This is a genomic window from Luteimicrobium subarcticum, assembly GCF_002798015.1.
GTDB lineage: Bacteria > Actinomycetota > Actinomycetes > Actinomycetales > Cellulomonadaceae > Luteimicrobium > Luteimicrobium subarcticum.
Genome location: NZ_PGTZ01000006.1, coordinates 178,664 through 201,626, shown reverse-complemented (window position 1 = coordinate 201,626; position 22,963 = coordinate 178,664). Strand labels below are relative to the sequence as shown.

The following is a 22,963-nucleotide window of genomic DNA, read 5'->3' as shown; positions in this document are numbered from 1 at the left end:
ACGCTGGGGTGATCCCCGTCCGACGGAAGGTGACCACCTGTGAAGATCGACTGGCTCAGGCCGCTCCTCGGGGAGCCGGGCCCCTTCGCGACCGTCTACCTCGACGCGACCCCGTCGCGTGAGTCCACCGACCGGGAGATCGGCAGCAGGTGGCGGTCGGTCCGCCGGTCGCTCGAGTCACAGGGGGCGCCGCCCGGGCTCTGCGACACGCTCGAGGAGGCGCTGCGGTCGTCGGCGCGGGGCGTCGGGGTGCACGGGCGGGTGCTGGTCGCCACGGAAGAGGCGGGCATCCTCGTCGACCGCGTGCTCAGCGAGCCTCCCGCCGTGCAGCACGGCGAGTACGGGCCGGTCCCGTACCTCATCCAGGCGGCGCGCGCCGCCGACGAGACCGTCGACCACCTGGTCGTCACCGTCGACCGGCAGGGCGCCGACCTCACGTGGTCGGTCGGCGGGGAGCGAGCGAACCAGCCTGAGCCGCTCACCGTCGAGGGTGGGCACGACGACATCACCAAGGTGAAGACCGGGAGCCTCAACGACAGACGGCTCGACGCGCGCGCCGAGGACTCCTGGGAGCGCAACGCGGAGGCGGTCGCGGCCGAGGTCGACCGTCAGGTCGCCGAGCACCGGCCCGAGCTCGTCGTGCTCACGGGGGAGGGACGCAGCGTCGGGCTCGTGCGGGGCGCCCTGTCCAAGCGGTCCGTCGACCTCCTCGTCGAGGTCCCGGGCGGCTCGCGCTCGGCGGGCGCGAAGGACTCCGTGTTCGCGCAGCGTCTCGCGGACGAGGTCGAGGCGTGCCGCGCCCGCCGGCGCGCCGTGGTCGTGGACGCCTACCGCGAGGGACAGGGGCGCGCGGACGGCTCCGTCACCGCCCTCGCGGACGTCGTGACGGTGCTGCAGCGCGGTCAGGTGCGCGAGCTGATCCTGTCGGACGAGCTGCGCTCGGGTTCCGAGATCGACGGCACCGAGGTGTGGGTGGGGCCGGAGCCGCTGCAGATCGGCTCGGACCGTGCCTCCGTCGTGGCCCTGGGCGCCGACGACGGCGTGCACCCGCTGCCGGCGTCGGTCGCGCTCGTCCGGGCGGCGCTCGGCCAGGACGCCGGTCTGACGTTCGTCCCGGCCGGGTCGGTCGAGCTGGTCGACGGGGTCGGTGCGCTGCTGCGCTGGACGGACGCGGGGACGCCGAGCGAGTCGGCTCCCACGATGTCGGGCGACCAGCGGCGTCTGCGCGACGTCGTGTAGGCAGGGAGGACGCAGCAGGCCGCCCCCGGGACTGCGGGAGCGGCCTGCGGTGCGTCAGGCGCGTGGCTGCTTGGGCTCCGGCTCGCCGAGCTCGGAGGCGAGCACCACGATGCCGCCCTGGACGGCCACGTCGCCCTGGCCGTCGGCCGGGTCGACGATCTCGAGCCCGCCCGTGACGCGCCCGGCGCCGCGGACGTCGTCGATCGCCGAGCGCACCCCGGCCTGCAGGGCGCCGGGGACCGCGACGGTCGCGCCGAGGATCGGCACGCGCATCGAGACCTTCGCCTCGGACTTGATCTTGCGGAGCGCGGCGAGCGCGTGCCCGGCCGCGGTCAGGACGAGCGGGTCGGCGTCACCCGCCGCCGCGGCGAGCGGAGCCGCGACGGGCCACGCGGCGCGGTGCACCGAGCCCTCCTGCCACCACGACCAGACCTCCTCGGTCGCGAACGGCGCGAACGGCGCGAACAGGCGCAGCATCGTGTCGAGCGCGAGCGCCAGGGCGGTCCGGGCGGACTGGGTCGCGGGTGCCGCGTCGGCACCGGCCCCGGCACCGTACGCGCGGTCCTTGACCAGCTCGAGGTAGTCGTCGCAGAACGTCCAGAAGAACGTCTCGGTGATCTCCAGCGCCCGCGTGTGGTCGTACGCCTCGAACGCCTCCGTGGCCTGCGCGACGACGGCGGCGAGCCCGGCGAGCATCGCGCGGTCGATCTCGACGGTCACGAGCGACGGGTCGAGCCGGACGGTGTGGCCGGTCGTCTCGTCCGTCGCGGGGTCCGCCCCGAAGGACAGCGCGAACTTGCTCGCGTTGAGGATCTTGATGGCGAGGCGGCGGCCGATCTTCATCTGGCCGACCTCGAACGCGGCGTCGGTGCCGAGGCGCGCGGACGCGGCCCAGTAGCGGACGGCGTCCGAGCCGTGCTCCTCGAGCAGCGACATCGGCGTGACGACGTTGCCCTTCGACTTCGACATCTTCTTGCGGTCCGGGTCGAGGATCCAGCCGCTGATCGCGGCGTCCGACCACGGCAGGGAGCCGTGCTCGAGGTGCGAGCGCACCACGGTCGAGAAGAGCCACGTCCGGATGATGTCCTGGCCCTGCGGGCGCAGGTCCATCGGGAAGACGCGCGCGAAGAGGTCGGGGTCGTCGAGCCAGCCGCCTGCGATCTGCGGGCTCAGCGAGCTGGTCGCCCACGTGTCCATGATGTCGGGGTCGCCCACGAAACCGCCCGCGACGCCCCGCTGGTCCTCGGTGTACCCGGCGGGGACGTGCGAGGACGGGTCGATCGGGAGCTCGGCCTCCGACGGGACGAGCGGCGCGTCCCACTGCGGCTCGCCGTCGGCGTCCACGGGGTACCACACAGGGATGGGCACACCGAAGAACCGCTGGCGGGAGACGAGCCAGTCGCCGTTGAGGCCCTTGACCCAGTTCTCGTAGCGCACGCGCATGAAGTCGGGGTGGAACCCGAGCTCCTCGCCGCGGCGGAGCAGCTCGGCGCGCAGGTCGCGAACCATGCCTGAGCCGGGCGCACCCTCGGCGTCCGTGTCGAGCCAGTCGCGCCCGCCGTTGCGGATGTACCACTGGCGGCTGGTGACGATCTCGAGGGGCTTGTCGCCCTTCTCGTAGAAGTTGGCCTTGCGCTGCGTCGCGACGGGCTCGGCGAGCAGGTCGCCCGCCTCGCGCAGCGCGTCGACCACGAGCGTGCGGGCCGAGAACGTCGTCTTGCCGGCGATCTCGGCGAACAGGGCGCGGCCCGCGTCGGCCGTGATCCAGTCGGGCGTCTCCGCGGTGACGCGGCCGTCGCGGCGCACCACCGAGCGCGTCGGGAGCTGGAGCTCGCGCCACCACTGGACGTCGGTCAGGTCGCCGAACGTGCAGCACATCGCGATGCCGGCGCCCTTGTCGGGCTCGGCGGCGGGGTGCGCGAGGACGGGCACCTCGACGTCGAACAGCGGGCTGCGCACGGCGGTGCCGAACAGGTGCTGGTAGCGCTCGTCGTCCGGATGTGCGATGAGGGCGACGCATGCGGGCAGGAGCTCGGGGCGCGTCGTCTCGATGACCACCCGGTCGTCACCGCCCGCGTGGAACGCCACCTGGTGGAAGAAGCCCGGGTAGTCGCGTGCCTCGAGCTCCGCCTGTGCCACGGCCGTCTGGAACGTCACGTCCCACAGACCGGGCGCCTCCGCCTGGTACGCCTCGCCGCGGGCGAGGTTGCGCAGGAACGCGGTCTGCGCGACCTTCTGCGCCGGCTGGCCGATGGTCTGGTAGTGGTGCTCCCAGTCGACCGACAGGCCGAGGTGGCGCCACAGCGCCTCGAACTGCTGCTCGTCCTCGGCGGTCAGGCGCTCGCACAGCTCGACGAAGTTGCGGCGCGAGATCGGCTGCTGGTCGGCCGCGCGCCCCTTGCCGGTCGACGTGTCGCCCTGCAGCGGCGGCTCGTAGCCCTCGACGTACGGGAGCGACGGGTCGCAGCGCACCCCGTAGTAGTTCTGGACGCGGCGCTCCGTGGGCAGGCCGTTGTCGTCCCAGCCCATGGGGTAGAAGACCTCGCTGCCCTGCATGCGGCGGTAGCGCGCCACGAGGTCGGTGTGCGTGTACGAGAACACGTGCCCGACGTGCAGCGAGCCCGACACCGTCGGCGGCGGCGTGTCGATCGAGAACACCTGGTCGCGGGTCGCGGAACGGTCGAACGTGTACGTCTGCTCGTCGCGCCAGCGTGCGCCGAGCGAGTCCTCGAGACCCTCCAGCGACACGCGGTCCGGGACGCCCCGGACGACGGCGTCCGCGGCTACCTCCACGGCGACCGCGCGCTGCGCCGCGGGGGTGGGGTCGTCGGGACGGGTCGGGGACGTCGGGGTGAGGTCGCTCATGGGCGACATTCTCCCAGATCGACGCGCCGCCGAGGACCCCGGTCCCGGCGCGTGGACGCCTCCTCAGGCGTGCGGGATGCCGTGCGCGCCCTTGCCCCGCTGGTAGGTGTCGGACAGCGCGGCGTACGTCGCGGCGAGCGAAGCACGACGGGTCGCGAGCGACGCGTCGCCGGACGCCGCGATCTCGGCGGCGAGGTCGACCGACGAGAAGTACGCGTTCTGCCGGTTGTACAGGTCGCGCCCGGGCGCGGGGGCCGCCCGGTCCGGGTCCGGCACGGCGTAGACGCCCTGCAGGATCGCGATGTCGTACGGGATGGCGAACGACTCCGCCGAGTCGCGGTGCGAGAACACGTACGCGAAGCGCCGGAAACCCGACCACGTGATCGCGCTGAGGCACAGCGAGCACGGCTCGTGCGTCGCGAGCAGCACGCAGTCCGCAGGGGCGGGACGCTCGTCGGCGGGCAGCGCGAAGAACCGGTTGAGCGCGTCGACCTCCCCGTGCCACAGCGGGTTGACCGTCTCGTTGTTCGTGCCCGCGACGACGAGCGAGAGGTCGTCCGCGCGCAGCACCGCCGCGCCGAACAGCTTGTCGCCGCGGTCCACACCCGCCCGCGTGAGCGGGACGACGTCGCGCTCGACCACGTCGAGCAGACGGTGCAGGGCGGCGTCGTCGTACGCGTTCGTCATGCCGACCACCGTAACGGCCGCACGTGTCGTGGAGGTTGCGGCGCCGAGCGGCCCCGAACCCGGTACCCGGCGCCGGCGCGGGCTAGTGTCGGGAGCATGGGTCTGACGATCGGATACGTGGCAGAGCTCGAGCAGTTCCACCCCACCGAGGCGGTGGACCTCGCGGCGTACGCCGAGCAGCACGGCTTCTCAGGTGTCATGGCCGCCGACCACTTCCAGCCGTGGGTCCCCGCGCAGGGGCAGTCGGCGTTCGTGTGGAACGTCCTCACCGCGCTCGGCGAGCGCACCACGGGCGACATGGGTCCGGGCGTCACCGCCCCGACCTTCCGGTGGCACCCGGCGATGGTCGCGCAGGCGTCGGCGACGCTCGCCGCCATGTACCCGGGCCGGCACTGGCTCGGGCTCGGGTCGGGTGAGGCGCTCAACGAGCACATCACCGCGCAGTACTGGCCGGAGGCGCCCGAGCGGATCAACCGCATGTTCGAGGCGATCGACGTCATCAAGAAGCTCTTCACGGGGTCGCTCGCCGGCAAGGACGTCAAGCACGCCGGGCAGTTCTACAAGCTCGAGTCGACGCGCCTGTGGACGATGCCCGAGGAGGCGCCCGAGATCCTCGTCGCGACCGGGGGACCGGTCACCGCGAAGCGCGCCGGGAAGGTCGCCGACGGGCTCATCACGGTGGGGGCGCCCCTCGAGAAGATCTCCATGCTGTTCGGCAAGTTCGACGAGGGCGTGCGCGAGTCGGGCCGCAACCCCGACGACATGCCGCGCGCCCTGCAGATCCACCTGTCGTGGGCGGCCACCGACGAGGAGGCGCTCGCGAACGCCATGCACGAGTGGCCCAACGGCGGCATGAAGTTCCCGAAGGCCGACATCCGTTCGCCGTTCGAGTTCGAGCAGATGGCCAAGCTCGTTCGCCCCGAGGACTTTGAGGGCCGCATGGTCATCTCGTCGGACCCGGACGTGCACCGAGCCGCGATCCAGCGGTACGTCGACCTCGGGTTCGACCGCGTCTACCTGCACAATGTGGGTCGTAACCAGCGTGAGTGGATCGAGACGTTCGGCCGCGAGGTGCTGCCGAAGCTGACCCGCTGACCACGCCGAGGCGCGGGACCAGGAGAAGAGGGCACATGTCGCAGATGCTGCAGGTCTGGTCGGTCGACGGCATCGGTGAGGTCGCCCCGGGGGACGACCTCGCCGCGATCGTCGTGCGGTCCCTCACCGGCCCCGCCGGGACGTCGCTCGAGGACGGCGACGTCGTCGTCGTCGCCAGCAAGGTCGTCTCGAAGGCCGAGGGGCGCGTCGTCCGCGGGGACGACCGGGAGGCGGCGATCACGGCCGAGACCGTGCGCGTCGTCGCGACCCGTGAGACCGACGGGAAGACCCTGCGCATCGTCGAGAACAAGCTCGGGCTCGTCATGGCGGCCGCGGGCGTCGACGCGAGCAACACCCCTGAGGGGACGGTGCTGCTGCTGCCCGAGGACCCGGACGCGTCCGCCCGCGCCCTGCGTGCGCGCATCGCCGAGGCGACCGGCCGGACCGTGGGCGTCGTCGTGTCCGACACCGTCGGGCGCCCCTGGCGGTCGGGCGTCACGGACATCGCGATCGGTGCCGCCGGGGTCGTCGTGCTCGACGACCTGCGTGGTCGGCCCGACGCGAGCGGGCGCGTCCTGACGGGGACCGTCGTCGCGGTCGCCGACCAGCTCGCGGCCGCGACCGAGCTGGTGCGCGGCAAGGCGGACGCCGCACCGGTGGCGGTCGTGCGCGGTGCGGCGCACTGGGTCTCTGCGGAGGACGGGCCGGGCGCGCGGTCAGCCGTCCGGCCGTCCGACGAGGACATGTTCCGCACCGGCAGCACCGAGGCGTACGACGCCGGGTACGACGCCGGGTACGACGACGCCGTGGACGAGACCCGGGACCCGGCGTACCGGGCCGGCTACGAGCAGGGGTTCGCGGACGGCGAGGCTCAGGCGGAGTCGGCGGAGATGGTCTGATCCTCCTCGGGCCCGACCGCCCCGGGGCGCGGGTCCGCGGGCGGCTCGACGAGGTGGCGCACGCGCGCCAGCAGCACGTCGCGTGTCCCGAGGGTGGTGAGGAACGTCCGCGCCGGGTCCGGCACCTGCGCCATGGCCTCGTCGCCGTGCTGCGTGCGCAGGTCGTCGAGCACGTACACGACGTCGGCCCGCTCCAGCAGGAGCCGGCCCGCGGCCTCGCCGTTGCGCACCCAGTCCACTCGCGGGCCGTACGGCAGCGCGAACAGGGCGTCGACCTCGCCGTCGTCGCGCGGCCGCGCGAACACGATGACCGGCGTGCGGTAGCGGCGCCCCGTCGTGCGGCCCTCGTGGTAGACCACGGCGAAGGGCGGTCGGTGCCGGGCGAGCGCCAGGACGTGCGGGTTGAACCTCTTCGCGGCCTGGGGGATGGACTGCGGCAGTGGCACGGCGACTCCTGTCATCGGCTCCGGGCGGCGGCCTTGGCCGCCTTCTTGGTGGCACGGACCTCCTGGAGCGAGGTCGGGTCGACGACGTCCGCGACGGACCTCCGGGCGCCGTCCTCGCCGTACGGCCCGGCGGCCTCGCGCCAGCCGTCCGGCGTGACGCCGTACTGCTTGCCGAGCAGCGCGAGGAAGATGCGCGCCTTCTGCTCGCCGAAGCCCGGCAGCGCCCTCACGCGCGCCAGCACCGTCGCGCCGTCCGGTGGGGTGCCGTCCGACGACGGGTCCGTCCAGAGGCGTGCCGCGTCGCCGTCGTAATCGTCCTCGAGGATCGTGGCGAGCGACTGGATCCGGGCAGCCATCGAGCCCGGGAACCGGTGCACCGCCGGGGGAGTCGCGCACAGGGCCGCGAACGCGTCCGGGTCGGCGGTCGCGACGGCGTGGACGCTCAGACCGCCGTCGAGCCGCTCGTCGAGCTTGCGGGGACCGGCGAAAGCCGACTCCATCGGCACCTGTTGGTCGAGGAGCATCCCGACGAGCAGGGCGAACGGGTCGCGCGTCAGCAGCGCGTCGGCGTCGGGATCACCGGTGAGCCACAGGTCGGCGGAGGGCATGCGTCCATCGTGCCGCGCCGGACGCCCCGCCGCACGGGCCACCGGAGCGGTCGACCGGCGTCAGCGCCGCACTCCACTCCTTGGAGCTGCGGGCCCAGCGTGGTGCGGCCGTAGAGCGGTTGTCGACAGACCAGGCACAGCACGTCCGCCGCGGGTCCTCCGGACGGCTCACCGTGCACCACGCAGGGCGCGGTACGCGCACCATGCGGCGACGGCCACACCGAGCGCCACCACGACCGGAGCCGGCGCACCGACGGGTGTGGTCGACGTGCACGTGCTGGTCGTCACCCCGTCGGAGCAGCTCGCGACCTGGGTCCCCGAGATCAGGAAGGTGACGACGAGGGTCAGGAGCGCGGCGGCCGCCCAGCCGCCGCGGACGTGGCGACGGGTGCTCGCCCCACCGGCCCCCGACCTCTTCCGAGGGTCCTCGTTCGTCAGCGGCATGGGCCTACGGTAGCGGGCGGACGGGTCGCGCGCCAGAGGTCAGGAAGACGCCAGGACCGGACGCCTGCGTGCCGGGTGGGCGAGCACGCCCACCTGTACGCGGTCGGCGGGGGTCGGGGCTGCGAGACTGACGCCGGACGGTTCGACGCGACGGAAGGTGGTACGTGGACGTACGGGAGTGCGCCTCGGACGGCGCGGGATGGGTCGTCGTGGTGCCGGTCAAGGGTGGTGACGGCGCGAAGTCCCGCCTCCGCGACCTCGTCCCCGACCCTGCGGAGCGTCGCCGACTCGCGGACGCGCTCGCCGGGGACACCCTCGAGGCCGTCCGATCGGCCCGGTCGGTGGCGCGGGTGGTCGTCGTGACGGACGGGGTGGACCTCACCGGCACGACAGGGCTGGACATGGTCCCCGACCCGGGCGGCGGTCTGGTCGCCGCGGTGCGGGCGGGTGTCCGCGCCGGTACGGCGGCCGACGGCGGTGTGCCTGTCGGGGTGCTGCTCGGCGACCTGCCGGCGCTGCGCCCGAGCGATCTCGACGACGTGCTGACGGCCGCGCGCGACCTCGACCGGTCGTTCGTCCCGGACGCCGCCGGGACGGGCACGACTCTCCTCGCCGCACGCGCGGCAGGGCTGTTGCGTCCGCGCTTCGGGCCGGGGTCCGCCGCGGCGCACCGCGCGGCCGGGCACGTCGACCTCGACCGGGTCCCGCCGAGCGTGCGCCAGGACGTCGACACCCCGGACGACCTCGCCGCCGCGGCGGTGCTCGGGCTCGGGCCGCGGACCCGCGCGTTCCTCGCGTCGCACGCCGCGCCCCCGCCCTGACCCGCACGGCCGCGCAGCCGTGCGTCGGACGGTCAGCCCGGCAGCCGCACCCCGGCCAGGTCGAGGGCGGCGAGCACGATCGCGTCGGTCGCGCTGCGCCCGTCGTCGCCCACGTCGTCGCCCATCAGCAGCGGCAGAGCACGGGCGGCGAGCCCGTCCGCGGCCAGTGCGGCCACCGCAGGGGCGTCGACGTCGTCGACGAGCCACCCGTCGAGCAGTCCGGAGGCACGCCGCGACCCGTAGTGCCGCGCCACGGCGAGCGCGCTGGTCTCCACCCCGACCGTCGTGAGGCAGGCGTCGGCCATCCCGCGCACGGGCGCGCCCCCGAGGATCGGCGAGACGCCCACGACGGGGGCGCTCGTCGTCCGCACGGCCTCGCGGATCCCCGGCACCCCGAGCACGGTCCCGACCGAGACGACCGGGTTCGACGGTGGCAGCAGCACCACGTCGGCCGACGCGAGGGCGTCGAGCACGCCGGGCGCGGGCGACGCGTCCTCGACGCCCACCTGGACGAACCGCCGTGCCGGGACGGCCGCGCGCAGGCGCACCCACCACTCCTCGAAGTGGACGGTCCCGGACCCGTCGGCGAGCTCGACGTGCGTCTCGACCTCCTGGTCGCTCATCGGGAGCAGCCGCACGCCGAGCGGCCAGCGCGCACTGAGCCGCGCCGTGGCGGCCGACAGGGGCACGCCCTCGCGCAGCATCGCCGTCCGGGCGACGTGGGTGGCGATATCGAGGTCGCCCAGGGTGAACCAGGGCAGACCGAGCCCGTACGCGTGCAGCTCGGCCGACACGCGGAGCGTCTCGTCCTGCCGCCCCCAGCCCTGGTCGGGATGCACCACGCCGGCGAGCGTGTACAGGACCGTGTCGAGGTCGGGGCAGACGCGCAGGCCGTCGACCCACAGGTCGTCGCCCGTGTTCACCACCACTGTCAGCTCGGCGTCGACGCCGCGTCGCACGAGCAGGTCGCGCAGACCGCGCGTGAAGCGTGCGCCCCCGACGCCGCCGGCGAGGAGGGTGACGCGCAGGGGGTGATCGGTCGTGGTCGTGGTCGTGGTCGTGGTGTTGGATGTGGTCATCTCAGGACTCCGTGCAGGTGATGACGGGACGGCCCGTGCGGGGGTGGCGCAGCACGTCGACGCGCACCTCGTAGACGGGCTCGAGGACGGCGGGCACCAGGACGTCGTCCACCGGGCCCGCCGCGACGACGCGTCCCTGCGACAGCAGCACGACGTGGTCGCACGTCTGACCGGCCATGGTGAGCTCGTGCAGCGCGGTGACGACGGTGACGCCGTCCGCGGCGAGCTTGCGCAGCAGGGTCATGGTGGCGAGCTGCGCGCGCACGTCGAGGTGGTTGGTGGGCTCGTCGAGCAGCAGCAGCCGGGGCTGCTGGGCCAGCGCACGGGCGAGGTGGACGCGCTGCCGCTCTCCGCCCGAGAGGCTCGTGACGTGCCGTGCGGCCAGGTGCTCCGCCTCGACGGCCGCGAGCGCGTCGCGTGCCGCCGCCCGGTCGTCGGCGGTCGGCCCGGCGAGCAGCGAGCGGTGCGGGATGCGGCCGAGGAGCACGGCGTCGAGCGCCGTGATCGGGAGGTCGGTGGACGCGTCCTGCTCGACGAGCGCGAGGGTCCGGGCGCGCTCCCGGGGTGCGGCGCGCAGCAGGTCTGTGCCGTCGAACGCGACAGAACCGTCGTCGGGCCGTCGGACGCCGGCGAGGAGGCGTAGCAGGGACGTCTTGCCGGACCCGTTCGGGCCGAGGAGCCCGGTCACCGCACCGGGCGGGGCGTCGATCGCGACGCCGTCGACGATGAGCCTGCCGCCCGCCGACCAGGCGACCCGCTCGGCGCCCAGCCCGTCCCTGCTCACGCGCGCCCCCGTCCGCGCCACAGGAGGAAGGCGAACACGGGCGCCCCCACCGCGGCCGTCATGACGCCGACGGGGATCTCGCGGGGCGCGAAGACGGTCCGTGCGGCGGTGTCGGCCCACACGAGGAACGTCGCGCCCAGGAGGCCGGACAGGGGGAGCAGGAGCCGGTTCCCGGCGCCCACGAGGAGGCGCACCGCGTGGGGCAGCACGAGCCCGACGAAGCCGATCGACCCCGACTGCGACACCAACGCACCGGTGAGCACCGCCACGACGACCAGCAGGACGCGTCGGGCGCGCTCGACGGGCACGCCGAGCGCGGCGGCCGCCGTGTCGCCGAACGTGAACGCGTCGAGCAGCGAGCCGGTGCTCGCGAGCAGCGACCCCAGGACGAGCGTGGCGCCGCACGCGACGGCCACCGAGGTCCATGTCGAGCCGGCCACCGAGCCCAGCAGCCACGACAGGATCTCCTGGTACGAGTCGCCGGTCGCCGTCCAGAACACCACGAAGCTCACGGCCGCCGCGGCGAGCTGGCTCACCGCGAGCCCTGCGAGCACGGTCCGCGTCGGCGTCAGCCCGCCCGCGGCCCCGGCCAGGCCGAGGGTCGCGGCGAGCGCGAGCAGCGCGCCCGCGAACGCCGCGACGGGCAGCACGAGCGAGAGCCCGAGCCCCAGCACCGCGACCGCGCCGAGCGACGCGCCGGACGACAGGCCGAGCAGGTACGGGTCGGCGAGCGGGTTGCGGGTGAGGGACTGCATGACGACGCCGCAGATCGCCAGGCCGGCGCCCACGCCCGCGGCCGTCAGGACGCGGGGCAGGCGCAGCTCCCAGACGATCCCGTCCGGCAGCGGCGCGAGAGGGGTCACGCCGAGGGTCCGGCCGAGGCCCAGGTGGTCGACCACCGCGCGCCACACGTCGGTGACCGGCAAGTGGGCGGGGCCGAGCGTGACCGCGACCGAGACGCTCGCGAGGAGCAGGACGGCGGCGCCGACCAGCCAGCCGGTCGCTCGCAAGCCGCGCCGGCCGCCCGGGCGCCCGGCCGCAGCGGTGTCGCGCGACGACGTGCCCGGACGGTGCGCGGTCGTGGTCACGGCGCGCCGAGCTTCGCCAGGTCGGCCGCCAGGGTCCGGGTCGCGTCCACGTTGCGCACGCCCGCCTCCGTGCTGGCGAAGGGGAGGACGACGAAACGGTGCTCCTTGACCGCGGTGAGGTTCTTCGTCGCGGCGTTCGACTCGAGGAAGTCGATCTTCGCCTGCGCGGTGTTCCACGACGCGTCGACGAGGACCATCACGTCGGGGTCGGCGGCGACGATGCTCTCCCAGCCGAGTGGCGTCCAGGTCGCGTGCACGCCGGCCGCGACGTTCGTCAGGCCGACCTGCTTCAGGATCATCGCGGGCGCGCCGATGTCGCCGCCGACGTACGGGGTGTCGTCGCCCGACGACCACCACAGGGCGGTGAGCCCGCGGGTGTCGGGCCGGATCGCCGCGAGCTCCTTCTTCTGCTGCGCGACGAGCGCGGCGGCCCGACCCTGCACGTCGAAGACCTTCCCGACCTCCTGGATCTCGCCGAACACGTCGTCGTACGTGAGCGGGTCGGGCTGGTAGCCCGTCTCCTGGCAGGCGGACGGCGACACGTAGGTGTTCACGCCGAGCTTGGCGAGCGTCGCCCGGTCGCCCGCGCCCTGCGCGGTCACGTTCGACTCCCAGCCGGCGTACACGAGGTCGGGCTGGAGGGCCAGGACGGCCTCGCTCGCGGGGACCTTGTCGGACAGCGGGCTCGCGACCGCCTGGTTCGCCTGCGACACCAGGTTCTTCGGGATCGGCCCGTCGAGGAACGCCGTCCCGACGATCTTCGAGCCGAGCCCGAGCGCGAGCATCATCTCGGTCGTCGAGGACTTGATCGTCACGACGCGCGTGGGGGCCGCCTCGAACGACACCTTGGTGCCGCAGTTGTCGAGGTCGACGGGGTAGGTGGTGCGCGGGCCCGCGTCGGCCGCGGCACCCGCGGCGGGCGAGGTGGGCCCCGACGGGGCGGACGAGCCCGACGTGCAGGCGGCGAGGCCGAGCACCGACAGGGCGGCGACCACGGCCACGCCGTGCCGCACGGACGGCCGGACGGACGGGTGGACGAGCGAGCGACGTCCGGACGGACGGGTGCGGGACGCAGACGCGTCGAGCAGAGGGCGCACGGGTGGCGGGACCTTCCGGTGGCAGGGATGTGTCGACAGGCGCGACGACGGCGCGCAGGGACACGCGCCCCAAGTCCGGGGCGCCACGTCGGGCCGAATCGGCGGCTCGCGATCCCACCACCAGCCTAGTCCCGGCCCGGTAGCGTGGACGTATGAGCCACGACGCCACCGCACACCACCCGCCCACCCGCCGCCGCCGTGCGGTCGTCACCGGAGCGTCGTCCGGCATCGGTGCGGCCACGGTGGCCGCCCTCGCGGCCGACGGGTGGGACACCGTCGCGGTCGCGCGCCGCGCGGACCGCCTCGCGGGCGTGGCAGAACGCACGGGCGCGCAGGTCGTCGTGGCGGACCTCACCTCGGACGACGACGTCGCCCGCCTCGTCGACGAGGTCGTGGCGTCGGGTCCGGTGGACGCGCTGGTGAACGTCGCGGGCGGCGCGCTCGGCACCGACCCGGTCGCCGAGGCCGACATCGACCAGTGGCGCCGCATGTACGAGCTGAACGTGCTCGGCACGTTCCGCACCGTGCAGCGGCTCCTCCCCGCGCTGCGGGAGGCCGAGGGATCGATCGTGGTGGTGACCTCGACCGCCGCGCACGAGCCGTACGAGGGCGGGGGCGGCTACGTGGCCGCGAAGTTCGCGGAGCGGGTCGCCACGCGCACGCTACGCCTCGAGCTCGTCGGCGAGCCGGTCCGCGTCATCGACATCGCTCCCGGGATGGTCAAGACGGAGGAGTTCTCGCTCGTCCGGTACGGCGGCGACCAGGCCAGGGCCGACGCCGTGTACGCGGGGGTCCCGGGGCCGCTGCTCGCGGAGGACGTCGCCGAGGCGGTGCGCTGGACCCTGTCTCTGCCCCCGCACGTCAACGTCGACGAGCTGGTCGTCCGCCCGCGCGCGCAGGGCTCGCCGACCAAGCTGGACCGCCGCGCCTGACCGCCCGGCACCGGACCGGTCAACCGGCCCGGGCCGGCTCCTCGCACTCGTCGGCGAACCGCGCCCACACGTGCTTGGTGCCGCCCACGACGTACGAGCCCACGCCGTCCGACAGCCGGCCCACGAGGAGCAGGCCGTAGCCGCCGTCTCCCGGCGCCCGGTCTCCGGCGACCTGCGCCGCGTGCGCCGCGGCGTGGTCGAGCGCGTCGAGCACCCATGCCTCGCCGTCGGTGAGCAGACGCAGGGAGGCGGGCGGTGCGCCGTGCCGCAGGGCGTTGGCGGCGAGCTCGCTCGCCGCCAGCACGATGCGCTCGGAGAGCTGTTCCACGGAGGGCGCCTCCTCGTGGGCGGTGCCGAGCACCTCACGGAGGTCCGACCGCACGGCCGCGAGGTCCTCGAGCCGCTCGAGGTCCCACGTGCGCACGACCCGGAACGATCCGGGGGCGCGATGGGATGCGAGGGACATGGGTGTGCTCCGTGGTTCGGGCGGACCGGGTGGTCCGCTCTGGTGGCAACGGTCCGAGCCAGGTCCGAGCCTAGGCGGCGCGAGGCGTCTCGGCGCGTCCAGGTCCGACCTGTGGAAGGCGAGGTCAGGACGCGCCCGGCCGGGCGACGTCGTGGCGTGCGAGGACGAACGTCGCGTCGTCCGTCGACGCGGGGTCGCGCACCAGCGCGACGAGGTCGTCGACCGTGGTGGCGCTGCGCGCCGCGACGACGCGCGCGAGCCGGTCGAGCCCGTCGACGATCGACTCGTCGCGCCGCTCCACGAGACCGTCGGTGAACAGGATGAGCACCCCGCCCTCCGGGACCCGGTCCCGCCGCACGTCGACCACGAGGTCGCCCACGCCGACCGGACGCCCCGCGCCCCGGTCGACCCACCGCGTCCGCCGGTCGCGGTCGGCGACCAGTGCGGGCGGGTGTCCCAGGAAAGCGTGCTCGAAGGTCCCGTCCGACGGGTCGAGGACGACCACGGCCAGCGTCGCGACCTGGCCCGCCATCGTCCAGGCGGCCACGGCACCGAACTGCGTGAGAGCGGCCGCCAGATCGGGAGCGGACACGAGGGCCGAGCGCAAGCCGTTGCGCAGCTGCCCCATGGCCGCCGCGGCGTCGAGCCCGTGCCCGGTGACGTCGCCCACGACGAGCGCCACGCGGCCGTCCCTGAGCGGCATCACGTCGTACCAGTCGCCGCCCACCAGGCCCGTGCCCGCGGCGTCGTAGCGGGCGTCGACCGTCCAGCCCGGCACGGAAGGGAGCACGTCGGGCAGGAGGCTGCGCTGGAGCGCCTGCGTCGCCCGCACGTCGCGGCGGCCACGCCGGTACAGCACCTCGACGAGGTGTCGGCGCAGCGCACCCGCCGCCTCCCGGGCGTCGAGGCCCCAGGGCAGGCTGTGGCCGCTGACGACCTCACGCCACCGGTCGAAGCTCTTGCGCGGGCTGAGGCGCACCGTGTCGCCCTCGAGGCGCGCGATCGCCTTGTTGTGCGGGTCGCCGCCCCAGTCGACCGACTTCGCGACCTCGGTGCGCAGCCACAGGATCTCCTGCCCGTCGGGCAGCAGGATCGCGAGCACGCCGGCCACGTCCGGCGCGGAGCGTGCCACGTCGGGCGCGGCCTCGCCGAGGCGGTCCGTGTGCACGATCTCCTCGCCGCTCGTCGCGGCCCAGCCGAGGAGCGCGAGGACACCCGCCTCACCCGGGACGGCGCCCCGGCTCGCGGTGCGGCCCTCGGCGCGCACCACGACGCCGTCCGCGCCGAGCGCCTCGAGCAGGCGGTCGTCGCGTGTCAGCAGCGTTGCCAGGGGAACGTCGGCGTCGGTCGTCTGGGCGACCAGCGCGGACAGGAGCGACGCGGACCGCTCGACCGCGGCGGCACGCTCCTCCTCGGACTGCGCGACGAGGCGCACCGAGAGCGTGGAACCCAGGAACTCCGCAGCCGTCCGCACCTCGAACGACGGCTCGTGCGTCCCGGAGTAGTGGTGGCACGCGATGAGGCCCCACAGGCGGCCGTCGCGGAGCAACGAGATCGACATCGACGCGCCGACCCCCATGTTGCCCAGGTACTCGCAGTGGATGGGAGACACGCTGCGCAACGTCGAGTACGTGAGGTCGAGCGGCCGGCCCGTCGTAGGCAGGCACGTCGGCACCAGCGGCACCGGCGTGTAGGCGACGTCCGCGATGAGCCGGATCCAGTTCTTCTCGTACAGGGCCCGCGCCTGCGCCGGGATGTCGGTCGCCGGGTAGTGCAGCCCGAGGAACGGGTTGAGGTCGTCCCGCTTGGACTCCGCGACGACCTCGCCGTTGTAGTCGGCGTCGAAGCGGTACACCATCACGCGGTCGAAGCCCGTCAGCAGGCGGACGTGGTGCGCGGCCGCCGCGAACAGGTCGCCGAGGGTCGCCGCCTGCTCGAGCGCCCCGAGCGCCTGCCGCACGCCCCGGTACGTGTTCGGGAACGCGAGCGGGCGTGCGGCGGCCGCGGCCTCCAGCTCGATCACGAGCACCGGCGTGTCGTCCGGCTCCAGCGGCGGACGGTGCACCACGGCGTCCAGGAGCAGCTCGGCGCGGTCGGCGGTCGCGGGCAGGCGCACCAGGTACGGGTTGTGCGCCGCCAGGTCGGCCGTCCGCGTCGCGGACCGCAGGACCCGCTCGCCGTCGCTCCCGAGCACCCCGGAGAGCCGTGCGCCCAGCGCGGCCGGCACGTCGACCCCGAGCACGTCGCCGGCGTTCGCCGAGACCTGCAGCACCTCGCCGGTCTCCTCGAGCACGACCAGCAGGACGCCGCGGGGCTGGATCAGGCCCGGCACGTGGATGGGCTCGCGGGCGCAGTTGTCCAGGTCGACCGGCTCGCCGGGCGCCAGGAAGGCGTCGTCCGAGGACAGGGGGACTGCGCCGTGCACCCCCTCGACGCGCTCAGGCATCGAGGCGGGCCGCGGCACCGGCCCCCGGTGCGTCGAGCGCAGGCACACCGCCGAAGCGGGCCCAGACGTGCTTGACGGCGTCGTCGGCGTACGAGCCCACGTCCGTCGCGATCTTCACCGCGAGCGCGATGCCGAAACCGCCGAGGCCCGGAGCGCGGCCGCGCGAGATGTGCGGCACGACGTCGGTCGCGGCGTCCACGGCGTCGACCACGTAGCCCTCCGGGCCGCGCAGCAGGCGCAGGCCGGCGGGCGGACTGCCGTGGCGGACGGCGTTCGTCGCGAGCTCGCTCGCGACGAGCACCACGGAGTCCCCGTCGGTGAAGTCGGGGTCGGCGGCCAGCAGAGTGCGCAGGCCGGCGCGGACGGTCGCGACGTCGTCGATCGACTCCAAGGGCCACGCGCCCACCTCGTGGAACGAGGGGGGCGTGGTGCGGACGACGGAGAAGGGCACGGTCGGACTCCTCAGTCGGTCAGAGCAAACAGATCGGTCACCCCGGCGATCTCCAGGAGGTGACGCACCGACGCAGGCGTACCGACGAGCCGCGGCGGCTCGGTCGCGGTGGTCGCCGCGAGGTACAGGACGCGCAAGCCCGCTGAGTCCATGAAGGTCACGTCTCCGAGGTCGAGGCTGAAGGTCGCGTGGCGGGACATCGCGTCGTCGATCGCGTCCTTCACGGGAGCGATGGCGGCGGCGTCGATCTCGCCCCACATCACCCAGTGTGCGCCGTCCTGCTCGACTCGCACGCCGCTCGTGCTCGGTCCGGTCATCGGGTCGCTACCTCGTCCTGTCGTGGCGCGCCGTGGGACCGCCTGGTTCGGGCCCCTGCGCTGCCGGGCCACTCTACGGGAACGGGGCGCCGACGCCCGGTACGATAGACGCACAGGCGTCGACCCGGCCATCACCGGCGAGCCTCCGGAAGAACGGGTCGGCTGCGGTCGGCCCCAGTAGAACCGGACGGGTAGGCCCGTCACAGCCGTCACGAGCGGTCGTCGCCCGTGCACCGGTCCGCCGGCGCCGTGGGGTCGACAAGCGGGGTGGTACCGCGGCGCCCAGGCGTCGTCCTCGCACCGAGGAGCAGGACCACGCACCCAGGAGCCGAACCCATGGCCTACCCGCTGCACCGCGCACCGCGCCAGACCACCGACCAGACGACCGAGGCCGTCCCCGCCTCGCCGAGCTTCCCCGCGCTCGAGCGCGAGACGCTCGCGTACTGGCACGCCGACGACACGTTCCGTGCGTCCGTCGCGGCGCGCCCCGCCGGCGAGGACGGCAGCAACGAGTTCGTGTTCTACGACGGCCCGCCGTTCGCGAACGGCCTGCCGCACTACGGCCACCTCCTGACGGGCTACGTCAAGGACGCCGTCCCGCGCTACCAGACGATGCGCGGCAAGCACGTCGAGCGACGGTTCGGCTGGGACACGCACGGCCTGCCCGCCGAGCTCGAGGCCGAGCGGATCCTCGGGATCACCGACAAGTCGCAGATCGAGGCGATGGGCATCGCCGCGTACAACGAGGCGTGCCGCTCGTCCGTGCTCCGCTACACGAAGGAGTGGGAGGAGTACGTCACCCGGCAGGCCCGGTGGGTCGACTTCGAGAACGACTACAAGACGCTCGACGTGACCTACATGGAGTCCGTGGTCTGGGCGTTCAAGCAGCTGCACGACAAGGGCCTCGCGTACGAGGGGCACCGCGTGCTCCCGTACTGCTGGCGGGACGAGACGCCGCTGTCGAACCACGAGCTCCGCATGGACGACGAGGTCTACCAGTCGCGCCAGGACCCGGCGCTGACGGTCGGCTTCCGGCTGCACGACGTGGGCGGGCCCGCCGCGTCCGGCCACCCTGCGGCCGGCGCGTTCCTGCTCGTGTGGACGACGACGCCGTGGACGCTGCCGTCCAACCTCGCGGTGGCGGTCGGCCCGGACGTCGAGTACGTGGTCGTCGAGCCGGCGCAGGGTTCGCCGTTCGCGGACGAGCACCCGGGGGAGCGGGTCGTGCTGGGCGCGGCGCGCCTCGGCGCCTACGAGCGGGAGCTCGGTGCGGCGACGGTCGTCGCGACGCTGCGCGGCGCCGACCTGGGCGGCGCGAGCTACGACCCGCCGTTCGACTACTTCGTGGGCGAGGAGAACGCGCACCGCGTGCTGCTGGCCGACTTCGTCACGACCGAGGACGGCACGGGCGTCGTCCACATGGCGCCCGCGTTCGGCGAGGACGACAAGGCGGCGTGCGACGCGGCGGGCATCGCGACGGTCGTGACGGTCGACTCGCGCGGCCGGTTCACGCACCTCGTCCCGGACTACGACGGCGAGCAGGTCTTCGACGCGAACCCGCGGATCATCGCGGACCTCAAGAAGATGTCGGGGCCGTTCGAGCGTGTCGAGGCGGCACGCCGGCCGGTCCTGGTGCGCCACGAGACGTACCAGCACTCCTACCCGCACTGCTGGCGCTGCCGGAACCCGCTGATCTACAAGGCGGTGTCGAGCTGGTTCGTGCGCGTCACGGAGTTCCGCGACCGCATGGTCGAGCTGAACCAGGAGATCACCTGGTCGCCCGACCACATCAAGGACGGCCAGTTCGGCAAGTGGCTGTCGAACGCGCGCGACTGGTCGATCAGCCGCAACCGGTACTTCGGCACGCCGATCCCGGTGTGGGTGAGCGACGACGCGGCGTACCCGCGCACGGACGTGTACGGCTCGCTGGCCGAGCTCGAGCGCGACTTCGGCCGCGTCCCGACGAACGCCGCGGGGGAGCCGGACCTCCACCGCCCGTACATCGACGAGCTGACGCGCCCGAACCCGGACGACCCGACGGGCCGCTCGACGATGCGCCGCATCCCGGACGTCCTGGACGTGTGGTTCGACTCGGGGTCGATGCCGTTCGCCCAGGTGCACTACCCGTTCGAGAACGCGGACTGGTTCGAGCACCACTTCCCCGGCGACTTCATCGTCGAGTACATCGGGCAGACCCGTGGCTGGTTCTACCTGCTGCACGTGCTGTCGACCGCCCTGTTCGACCGGCCGGCGTTCCGTTCGGCGATCTCGCACGGCATCGTGCTGGGCTCCGACGGCCGCAAGATGAGCAAGTCGCTGCGCAACTACCCGGACGTCAACGAGGTCTTCGACCGGGACGGCGCCGACGCGATGCGCTGGTTCCTGCTGTCGAGCCCGATCCTGCGCGGCGGCAACCTGGTCGTCACCGAGGAGGGCATCCGCGACTCGGTCCGGCAGGTCCTGCTGCCGCTGTGGAGCACGTACTACTTCTTCACCCTGTACGCGAACAGCGCGGGCTCGGGTGCTGCGGCCGGTGCGGCGGGCGGCCCCGCGGCGTCCGCGGGCTACCGGGCGCAGGCGCTCACGGCCGACCGGGTGGCGGGCCTCGGCCCGATGGACCGGTACCTGCTGGCCCGCACGCACGACCTCGTCGCCGCCGCGCGCGAGCAGCTCGACGCGTACGACATCGCGGGGGCGTGCGAGTCGGTGCGCGAGCACCTCGACGTCCTGACCAACTGGTACGTCCGCACGCAGCGCGACCGGTTCTGGGCCGAGGACGCCGACGCGTTCGACACCCTGTACACCGCGCTGGAGGTGCTGACCCGGGTCATGGCGCCGCTCGCGCCGATCGTCACCGAGGAGGTCTGGCGCGGTCTGACGGGTGGGCGCTCGGTGCACCTGGCGGACTGGCCGGACCTCGGCGAGCCGTCGGCACCGTCGGACCTGGGCCGCGTGCTCGCGGCCGACCCGGACCTCGTCGCGGGCATGGACGAGGTCCGTGCCGTCGTGTCGTCGGCGCTCGGCGTCCGCAAGGCGCACGGCCTGCGGGTGCGGCAGCCGCTGTCGCGCCTGACCGTCGTGGTCGCCGACCCGGGGGCGCTCGCGCCGTACACCGGGCTGCTGGCGTCCGAGCTCAACGTCAAGACCGTCGAGCTCGTCGGCGTCGAGGACGGCGTGGCGGAGCGGTTCGGCATCAGCGAGCGCCTGACCGTGAACGCCCGCGCGGCGGGGCCGCGCCTCGGGCGCTCCGTCCAGGGCGTCATCAAGGCGGCCCGCGCGGGCGACTGGTCCGTGGCGGACGACGGCACGACCGTCGCGCACACCGCCGACGGCGACGTGCCTCTCGTCGAGGGCGAGTTCGAGGTGACGACGGTCGTGGGCGGCGCCGCCGGGGACGAGGCCGCCGGTGCGGCCGAGGGCGGTGACGCGACGGTCGGGGCCGCGGTCCTGTCGGGCGGCGGCTTCGTCGTGCTCGACCTCGTGCTCGACGGCGCGCTGCGCGCCGAGGGCTACGCCCGCGACCTGGTCCGCGAGGTCCAGGACGCGCGCAAGGCCGCGGGCCTCGACGTGAGCGACCGGATCGCGCTGCGCGTGGAGGTGCCCGTCGAGCACCTCGCAGCGGTGGAGGAGTACCGGGACTTCGTCGCGGCGGAGACGCTCGCGGTCGACCTCGACCTGAGCGCGCTGCCGGACTCCGCGCAGGACCGGTCACCGGTCGTGTCGGTCGCCCGACGGGTGGTGCAGGCATGAGCCCGCGCACCCCGGACGGACGCTCGGCCGCCCGGGCCGCGCGCGAAGGAGCCGAGGACGCCGCCGCGCGCGCCGACCTCGACCGCATCTGGCAGCACATCGTGTCGCGGGCACCCGAGCACGAGATCAACCCGTCGCTCGACCGGGTCCAGCGGGTCATGGAGATCCTCGGCGACCCGCACCGGGCGTTCCGGGCGATCCACGTCACGGGCACGAACGGCAAGACGAGCACCGCGCGCATGGCGGAGCGGCTGGTGCGCGAGCACGGGCTGCGCACCGGCCTGTTCACCAGCCCGCACCTGACGAGCGTCACCGAGCGCATCCAGGTCGACGGCGAGCCGATCAGCGCGCAGCGCTTCGTCGACACGTGGAACGACGTCCACCCGTACGTCCAGATCGTCGACGCGGAGCTCGCCGAGCAGGGCCGCGCCCCGCTGTCCTTCTTCGAGGTGCTGGTCGTGCTGGCGTACGCCGCGTTCGCGGACGCACCGGTCGACGTCGCCGTCGTCGAGGTCGGGATGGGCGGCGAGTGGGACTCGACGAACGTCATCGACGCCGAGGTGGCCGTCATCGCACCGGTCGCGATGGACCACCAGCAGTGGCTCGGGCACACTCTCGAGGAGATCGCCCGCACCAAGGCCGGGATCGTCAAGGACGGCGCGACGGTCGTCGTCGCCGAGCAGACGCCCGAGGCGGACGAGGTGATCGCCGAGGTCGCCGCGGCGCGCGGCGCGCACGTGCTGCGCGAGGGCGCCGAGCTCGCCGTCGTCGAGCGGGCACCCGCGGTCGGCGGCCAGGTGATGGCACTGCGCACCCCCGCGGCGGTGTACGCCGACGTGTACCTCCCGCTCTACGGCGCGCACCAGGCGCACAACGCGCTCCTCGCGCTCGGCGCCGCGGAGGCCCTGCTGTCGGGGGGCCGCGCACTGGACGGCGGGCTCGTCGAGGCCGCGTTCACGGGCGTCACCTCGCCCGGCCGGCTCGAGGTCGTGCGGTCCAGCCCGACCGTCCTCGTGGACGCTGCGCACAACCCTGCGGGTGCCGAGGCCCTCGTCGCGGCGCTCGACGAGTCGTTCGCGTTCGAGCGTCTCGTCGGTGTGGTCGGCGTGCTCGGCGACAAGGACGCCGAGGGGTTGCTCGCGGTGCTCGAGCCGGTGCTGGCGGAGGTCGTGATCACGCGGTCGTCGTCGCCGCGCTCGACCGAGCCGGAGGACCTCGCCGAGATCGCGCGCGACGTCTTCGGCGAGGACCGCGTGCACGTCGTGGAGCGTCTCGCCGACGCGATCACGACGGCCGCCGACCTCGTGGAGCCGTACGACGCCGTCGGCGGCGGCCAGGGCGTCGGGGTGCTCGTTACCGGGTCGGTGATCCTGGCGGCGGACGCGCGAGTCGTCCTCGGGCGCGGCTGACCCTTCGCGGGCCGGTCCCGCGCACGGCGCTGCACGTCCG

Annotated in this window: 20 protein-coding genes; 7 read left to right on the top strand and 13 right to left on the bottom strand. The window is 74.1% G+C overall.

Annotated features, from left to right (window positions below):
- Positions 1 to 39 precede the first annotated feature (39 nt).
- Positions 40 to 1,239 (top strand): baeRF2 domain-containing protein, encoded by a 1,200-nt coding sequence (locus CLV34_RS16225; RefSeq protein ID WP_157803653.1) that lies wholly within the window; start codon positions 40 to 42, stop codon positions 1,237 to 1,239.
- A 54-nt stretch (positions 1,240 to 1,293) separates the two neighbouring features.
- Here CLV34_RS16225 and valS read toward each other — a convergent pair whose 3' ends face one another.
- Complete coding sequence (gene valS, locus CLV34_RS01500; protein ID WP_100348501.1) at positions 1,294 to 4,104, bottom strand: valine--tRNA ligase; 2,811 nt, start codon at positions 4,102 to 4,104, stop codon at positions 1,294 to 1,296.
- A 63-nt stretch (positions 4,105 to 4,167) separates the two neighbouring features.
- On the bottom strand, positions 4,168 to 4,791 hold the full coding sequence (locus CLV34_RS01495) for a nucleoside deaminase (RefSeq protein ID WP_100349132.1): 624 nt from the start codon (positions 4,789 to 4,791) through the stop codon (positions 4,168 to 4,170).
- 96 nt (positions 4,792 to 4,887) lie between these two features.
- Here CLV34_RS01495 and CLV34_RS01490 point away from each other — a divergent pair, with 96 nt between their 5' ends.
- Positions 4,888 to 5,886 (top strand): TIGR03557 family F420-dependent LLM class oxidoreductase, encoded by a 999-nt coding sequence (locus CLV34_RS01490; protein WP_100348500.1) that lies wholly within the window; start codon positions 4,888 to 4,890, stop codon positions 5,884 to 5,886.
- Positions 5,887 to 5,921: 35 nt separating this feature from the next.
- A complete protein-coding gene (gene cofE, locus CLV34_RS01485; RefSeq protein ID WP_100348499.1) occupies positions 5,922 to 6,785 on the top strand; it encodes a coenzyme F420-0:L-glutamate ligase in 864 nt (287 codons plus the stop codon).
- Here the strand turns inward: cofE and CLV34_RS01480 are convergent.
- The 3 genes from CLV34_RS01480 to CLV34_RS01470 form a co-directional block, all read right to left on the bottom strand.
- Positions 6,758 to 7,231 carry a nitroreductase family deazaflavin-dependent oxidoreductase gene (locus CLV34_RS01480; protein ID WP_100348498.1) on the bottom strand — a complete coding sequence of 158 codons (474 nt, stop codon included), beginning with the start codon at positions 7,229 to 7,231 and terminating at the stop codon, positions 6,758 to 6,760. The two genes, cofE and CLV34_RS01480, sit on opposite strands and share 28 nt — an antisense overlap.
- Positions 7,232 to 7,242: 11 nt before the next feature.
- Positions 7,243 to 7,839: an HhH-GPD-type base excision DNA repair protein gene (locus tag CLV34_RS01475; protein ID WP_100348497.1), complete on the bottom strand. Its 597-nt coding sequence runs from the start codon at positions 7,837 to 7,839 to the stop codon at positions 7,243 to 7,245.
- A gap of 168 nt (positions 7,840 to 8,007) precedes the next feature.
- Positions 8,008 to 8,283, bottom strand: coding sequence for a hypothetical protein (locus CLV34_RS01470; RefSeq protein ID WP_100348496.1), 276 nt, complete (start codon positions 8,281 to 8,283; stop codon positions 8,008 to 8,010).
- Between the two features lie 164 nt (positions 8,284 to 8,447).
- Here CLV34_RS01470 and cofC point away from each other — a divergent pair, with 164 nt between their 5' ends.
- Positions 8,448 to 9,104 carry a 2-phospho-L-lactate guanylyltransferase gene (gene cofC, locus CLV34_RS01465; protein ID WP_100348495.1) on the top strand — a complete coding sequence of 219 codons (657 nt, stop codon included), beginning with the start codon at positions 8,448 to 8,450 and terminating at the stop codon, positions 9,102 to 9,104.
- Between the two features lie 32 nt (positions 9,105 to 9,136).
- On the opposite strand, the gene cofD is transcribed toward cofC, so the two are convergent.
- The 4 genes from cofD to CLV34_RS01445 are packed head-to-tail and all read right to left on the bottom strand — an operon-like array spanning position 9,137 to position 13,152.
- Positions 9,137 to 10,183, bottom strand: a complete 1,047-nt coding sequence (gene cofD, locus CLV34_RS01460) for a 2-phospho-L-lactate transferase (RefSeq protein ID WP_245858882.1) — start codon at positions 10,181 to 10,183, stop codon at positions 9,137 to 9,139.
- A gap of 1 nt (position 10,184) precedes the next feature.
- Complete coding sequence (locus tag CLV34_RS01455) at positions 10,185 to 10,967, bottom strand: ATP-binding cassette domain-containing protein (protein ID WP_100349130.1); 783 nt, start codon at positions 10,965 to 10,967, stop codon at positions 10,185 to 10,187.
- Positions 10,964 to 12,055: a putative F420-0 ABC transporter permease subunit gene (locus CLV34_RS01450; RefSeq protein ID WP_211289318.1), complete on the bottom strand. Its 1,092-nt coding sequence runs from the start codon at positions 12,053 to 12,055 to the stop codon at positions 10,964 to 10,966. Before CLV34_RS01450 ends, CLV34_RS01455 begins: the two co-directional genes overlap by 4 nt.
- Positions 12,052 to 13,152, bottom strand: coding sequence for a putative F420-0 ABC transporter substrate-binding protein (locus tag CLV34_RS01445; protein WP_245858880.1), 1,101 nt, complete (start codon positions 13,150 to 13,152; stop codon positions 12,052 to 12,054). The genes CLV34_RS01450 and CLV34_RS01445 overlap by 4 nt, the downstream gene beginning before the upstream one ends.
- A gap of 152 nt (positions 13,153 to 13,304) precedes the next feature.
- On the opposite strand from CLV34_RS01445, the gene CLV34_RS01440 reads away from it, so the two are divergent.
- Complete coding sequence (locus CLV34_RS01440) at positions 13,305 to 14,084, top strand: SDR family oxidoreductase (RefSeq protein ID WP_100348494.1); 780 nt, start codon at positions 13,305 to 13,307, stop codon at positions 14,082 to 14,084.
- Positions 14,085 to 14,103: 19 nt separating this feature from the next.
- Here the strand turns inward: CLV34_RS01440 and CLV34_RS01435 are convergent, their stop codons facing one another.
- The 4 genes from CLV34_RS01435 to CLV34_RS01420 all read right to left on the bottom strand — a co-directional run bounded on the left by CLV34_RS01435 (position 14,104) and on the right by CLV34_RS01420 (position 17,764).
- Entirely contained in the window at positions 14,104 to 14,550 is a 447-nt protein-coding gene (locus CLV34_RS01435) for an ATP-binding protein (protein ID WP_157803652.1), read from the bottom strand.
- Between the two features lie 124 nt (positions 14,551 to 14,674).
- The gene (locus CLV34_RS01430) at positions 14,675 to 16,996 is read right to left on the bottom strand and encodes a SpoIIE family protein phosphatase (RefSeq protein ID WP_100349127.1); all 2,322 of its coding nucleotides are present in this window, start codon (positions 16,994 to 16,996) and stop codon (positions 14,675 to 14,677) included.
- Complete coding sequence (locus CLV34_RS01425) at positions 16,989 to 17,447, bottom strand: ATP-binding protein (RefSeq protein ID WP_100348492.1); 459 nt, start codon at positions 17,445 to 17,447, stop codon at positions 16,989 to 16,991. Before CLV34_RS01425 ends, CLV34_RS01430 begins: the two co-directional genes overlap by 8 nt.
- 11 nt (positions 17,448 to 17,458) lie before the next feature.
- Complete coding sequence (locus CLV34_RS01420; protein ID WP_100348491.1) at positions 17,459 to 17,764, bottom strand: STAS domain-containing protein; 306 nt, start codon at positions 17,762 to 17,764, stop codon at positions 17,459 to 17,461.
- A 336-nt stretch (positions 17,765 to 18,100) separates the two neighbouring features.
- On the opposite strand from CLV34_RS01420, the gene ileS reads away from it, so the two are divergent.
- Together ileS and CLV34_RS01410 are read left to right on the top strand one after the other, a co-directional pair.
- On the top strand, positions 18,101 to 21,514 hold the full coding sequence (gene ileS, locus CLV34_RS01415) for an isoleucine--tRNA ligase (protein ID WP_100348490.1): 3,414 nt from the start codon (positions 18,101 to 18,103) through the stop codon (positions 21,512 to 21,514).
- Entirely contained in the window at positions 21,511 to 22,923 is a 1,413-nt protein-coding gene (locus CLV34_RS01410) for a bifunctional folylpolyglutamate synthase/dihydrofolate synthase (protein ID WP_100348489.1), read from the top strand. The genes ileS and CLV34_RS01410 overlap by 4 nt, the downstream gene beginning before the upstream one ends.
- The last annotated feature ends 40 nt before the right edge of the window (positions 22,924 to 22,963 follow it).

Bases quoted from the DNA above. Each gene is read 5' to 3' on its own strand.
- valS (WP_100348501.1), bottom strand. From the start codon at position 4,104: ATGAGCGACCTCACCCCGACGTCCCCGACCCGTCCCGACGACCCCACC.
- CLV34_RS01495 (WP_100349132.1), bottom strand. From the start codon at position 4,791: ATGACGAACGCGTACGACGACGCCGCCCTGCACCGTCTGCTCGACGTG.
- CLV34_RS01490 (WP_100348500.1), top strand. From the start codon at position 4,888: ATGGGTCTGACGATCGGATACGTGGCAGAGCTCGAGCAGTTCCACCCC.
- cofE (WP_100348499.1), top strand. From the start codon at position 5,922: ATGTCGCAGATGCTGCAGGTCTGGTCGGTCGACGGCATCGGTGAGGTC.
- CLV34_RS01475 (WP_100348497.1), bottom strand. From the start codon at position 7,839: ATGCCCTCCGCCGACCTGTGGCTCACCGGTGATCCCGACGCCGACGCG.
- CLV34_RS01470 (WP_100348496.1), bottom strand. From the start codon at position 8,283: ATGCCGCTGACGAACGAGGACCCTCGGAAGAGGTCGGGGGCCGGTGGG.
- cofD (WP_245858882.1), bottom strand. From the start codon at position 10,183: ATGACCACATCCAACACCACGACCACGACCACGACCACGACCGATCAC.
- CLV34_RS01440 (WP_100348494.1), top strand. From the start codon at position 13,305: ATGAGCCACGACGCCACCGCACACCACCCGCCCACCCGCCGCCGCCGT.
- CLV34_RS01435 (WP_157803652.1), bottom strand. From the start codon at position 14,550: ATGTCCCTCGCATCCCATCGCGCCCCCGGATCGTTCCGGGTCGTGCGC.
- CLV34_RS01430 (WP_100349127.1), bottom strand. From the start codon at position 16,996: ATGCCTGAGCGCGTCGAGGGGGTGCACGGCGCAGTCCCCCTGTCCTCG.
- CLV34_RS01420 (WP_100348491.1), bottom strand. From the start codon at position 17,764: ATGACCGGACCGAGCACGAGCGGCGTGCGAGTCGAGCAGGACGGCGCA.
- ileS (WP_100348490.1), top strand. From the start codon at position 18,101: ATGGCCTACCCGCTGCACCGCGCACCGCGCCAGACCACCGACCAGACG.
- CLV34_RS01410 (WP_100348489.1), top strand. From the start codon at position 21,511: ATGAGCCCGCGCACCCCGGACGGACGCTCGGCCGCCCGGGCCGCGCGC.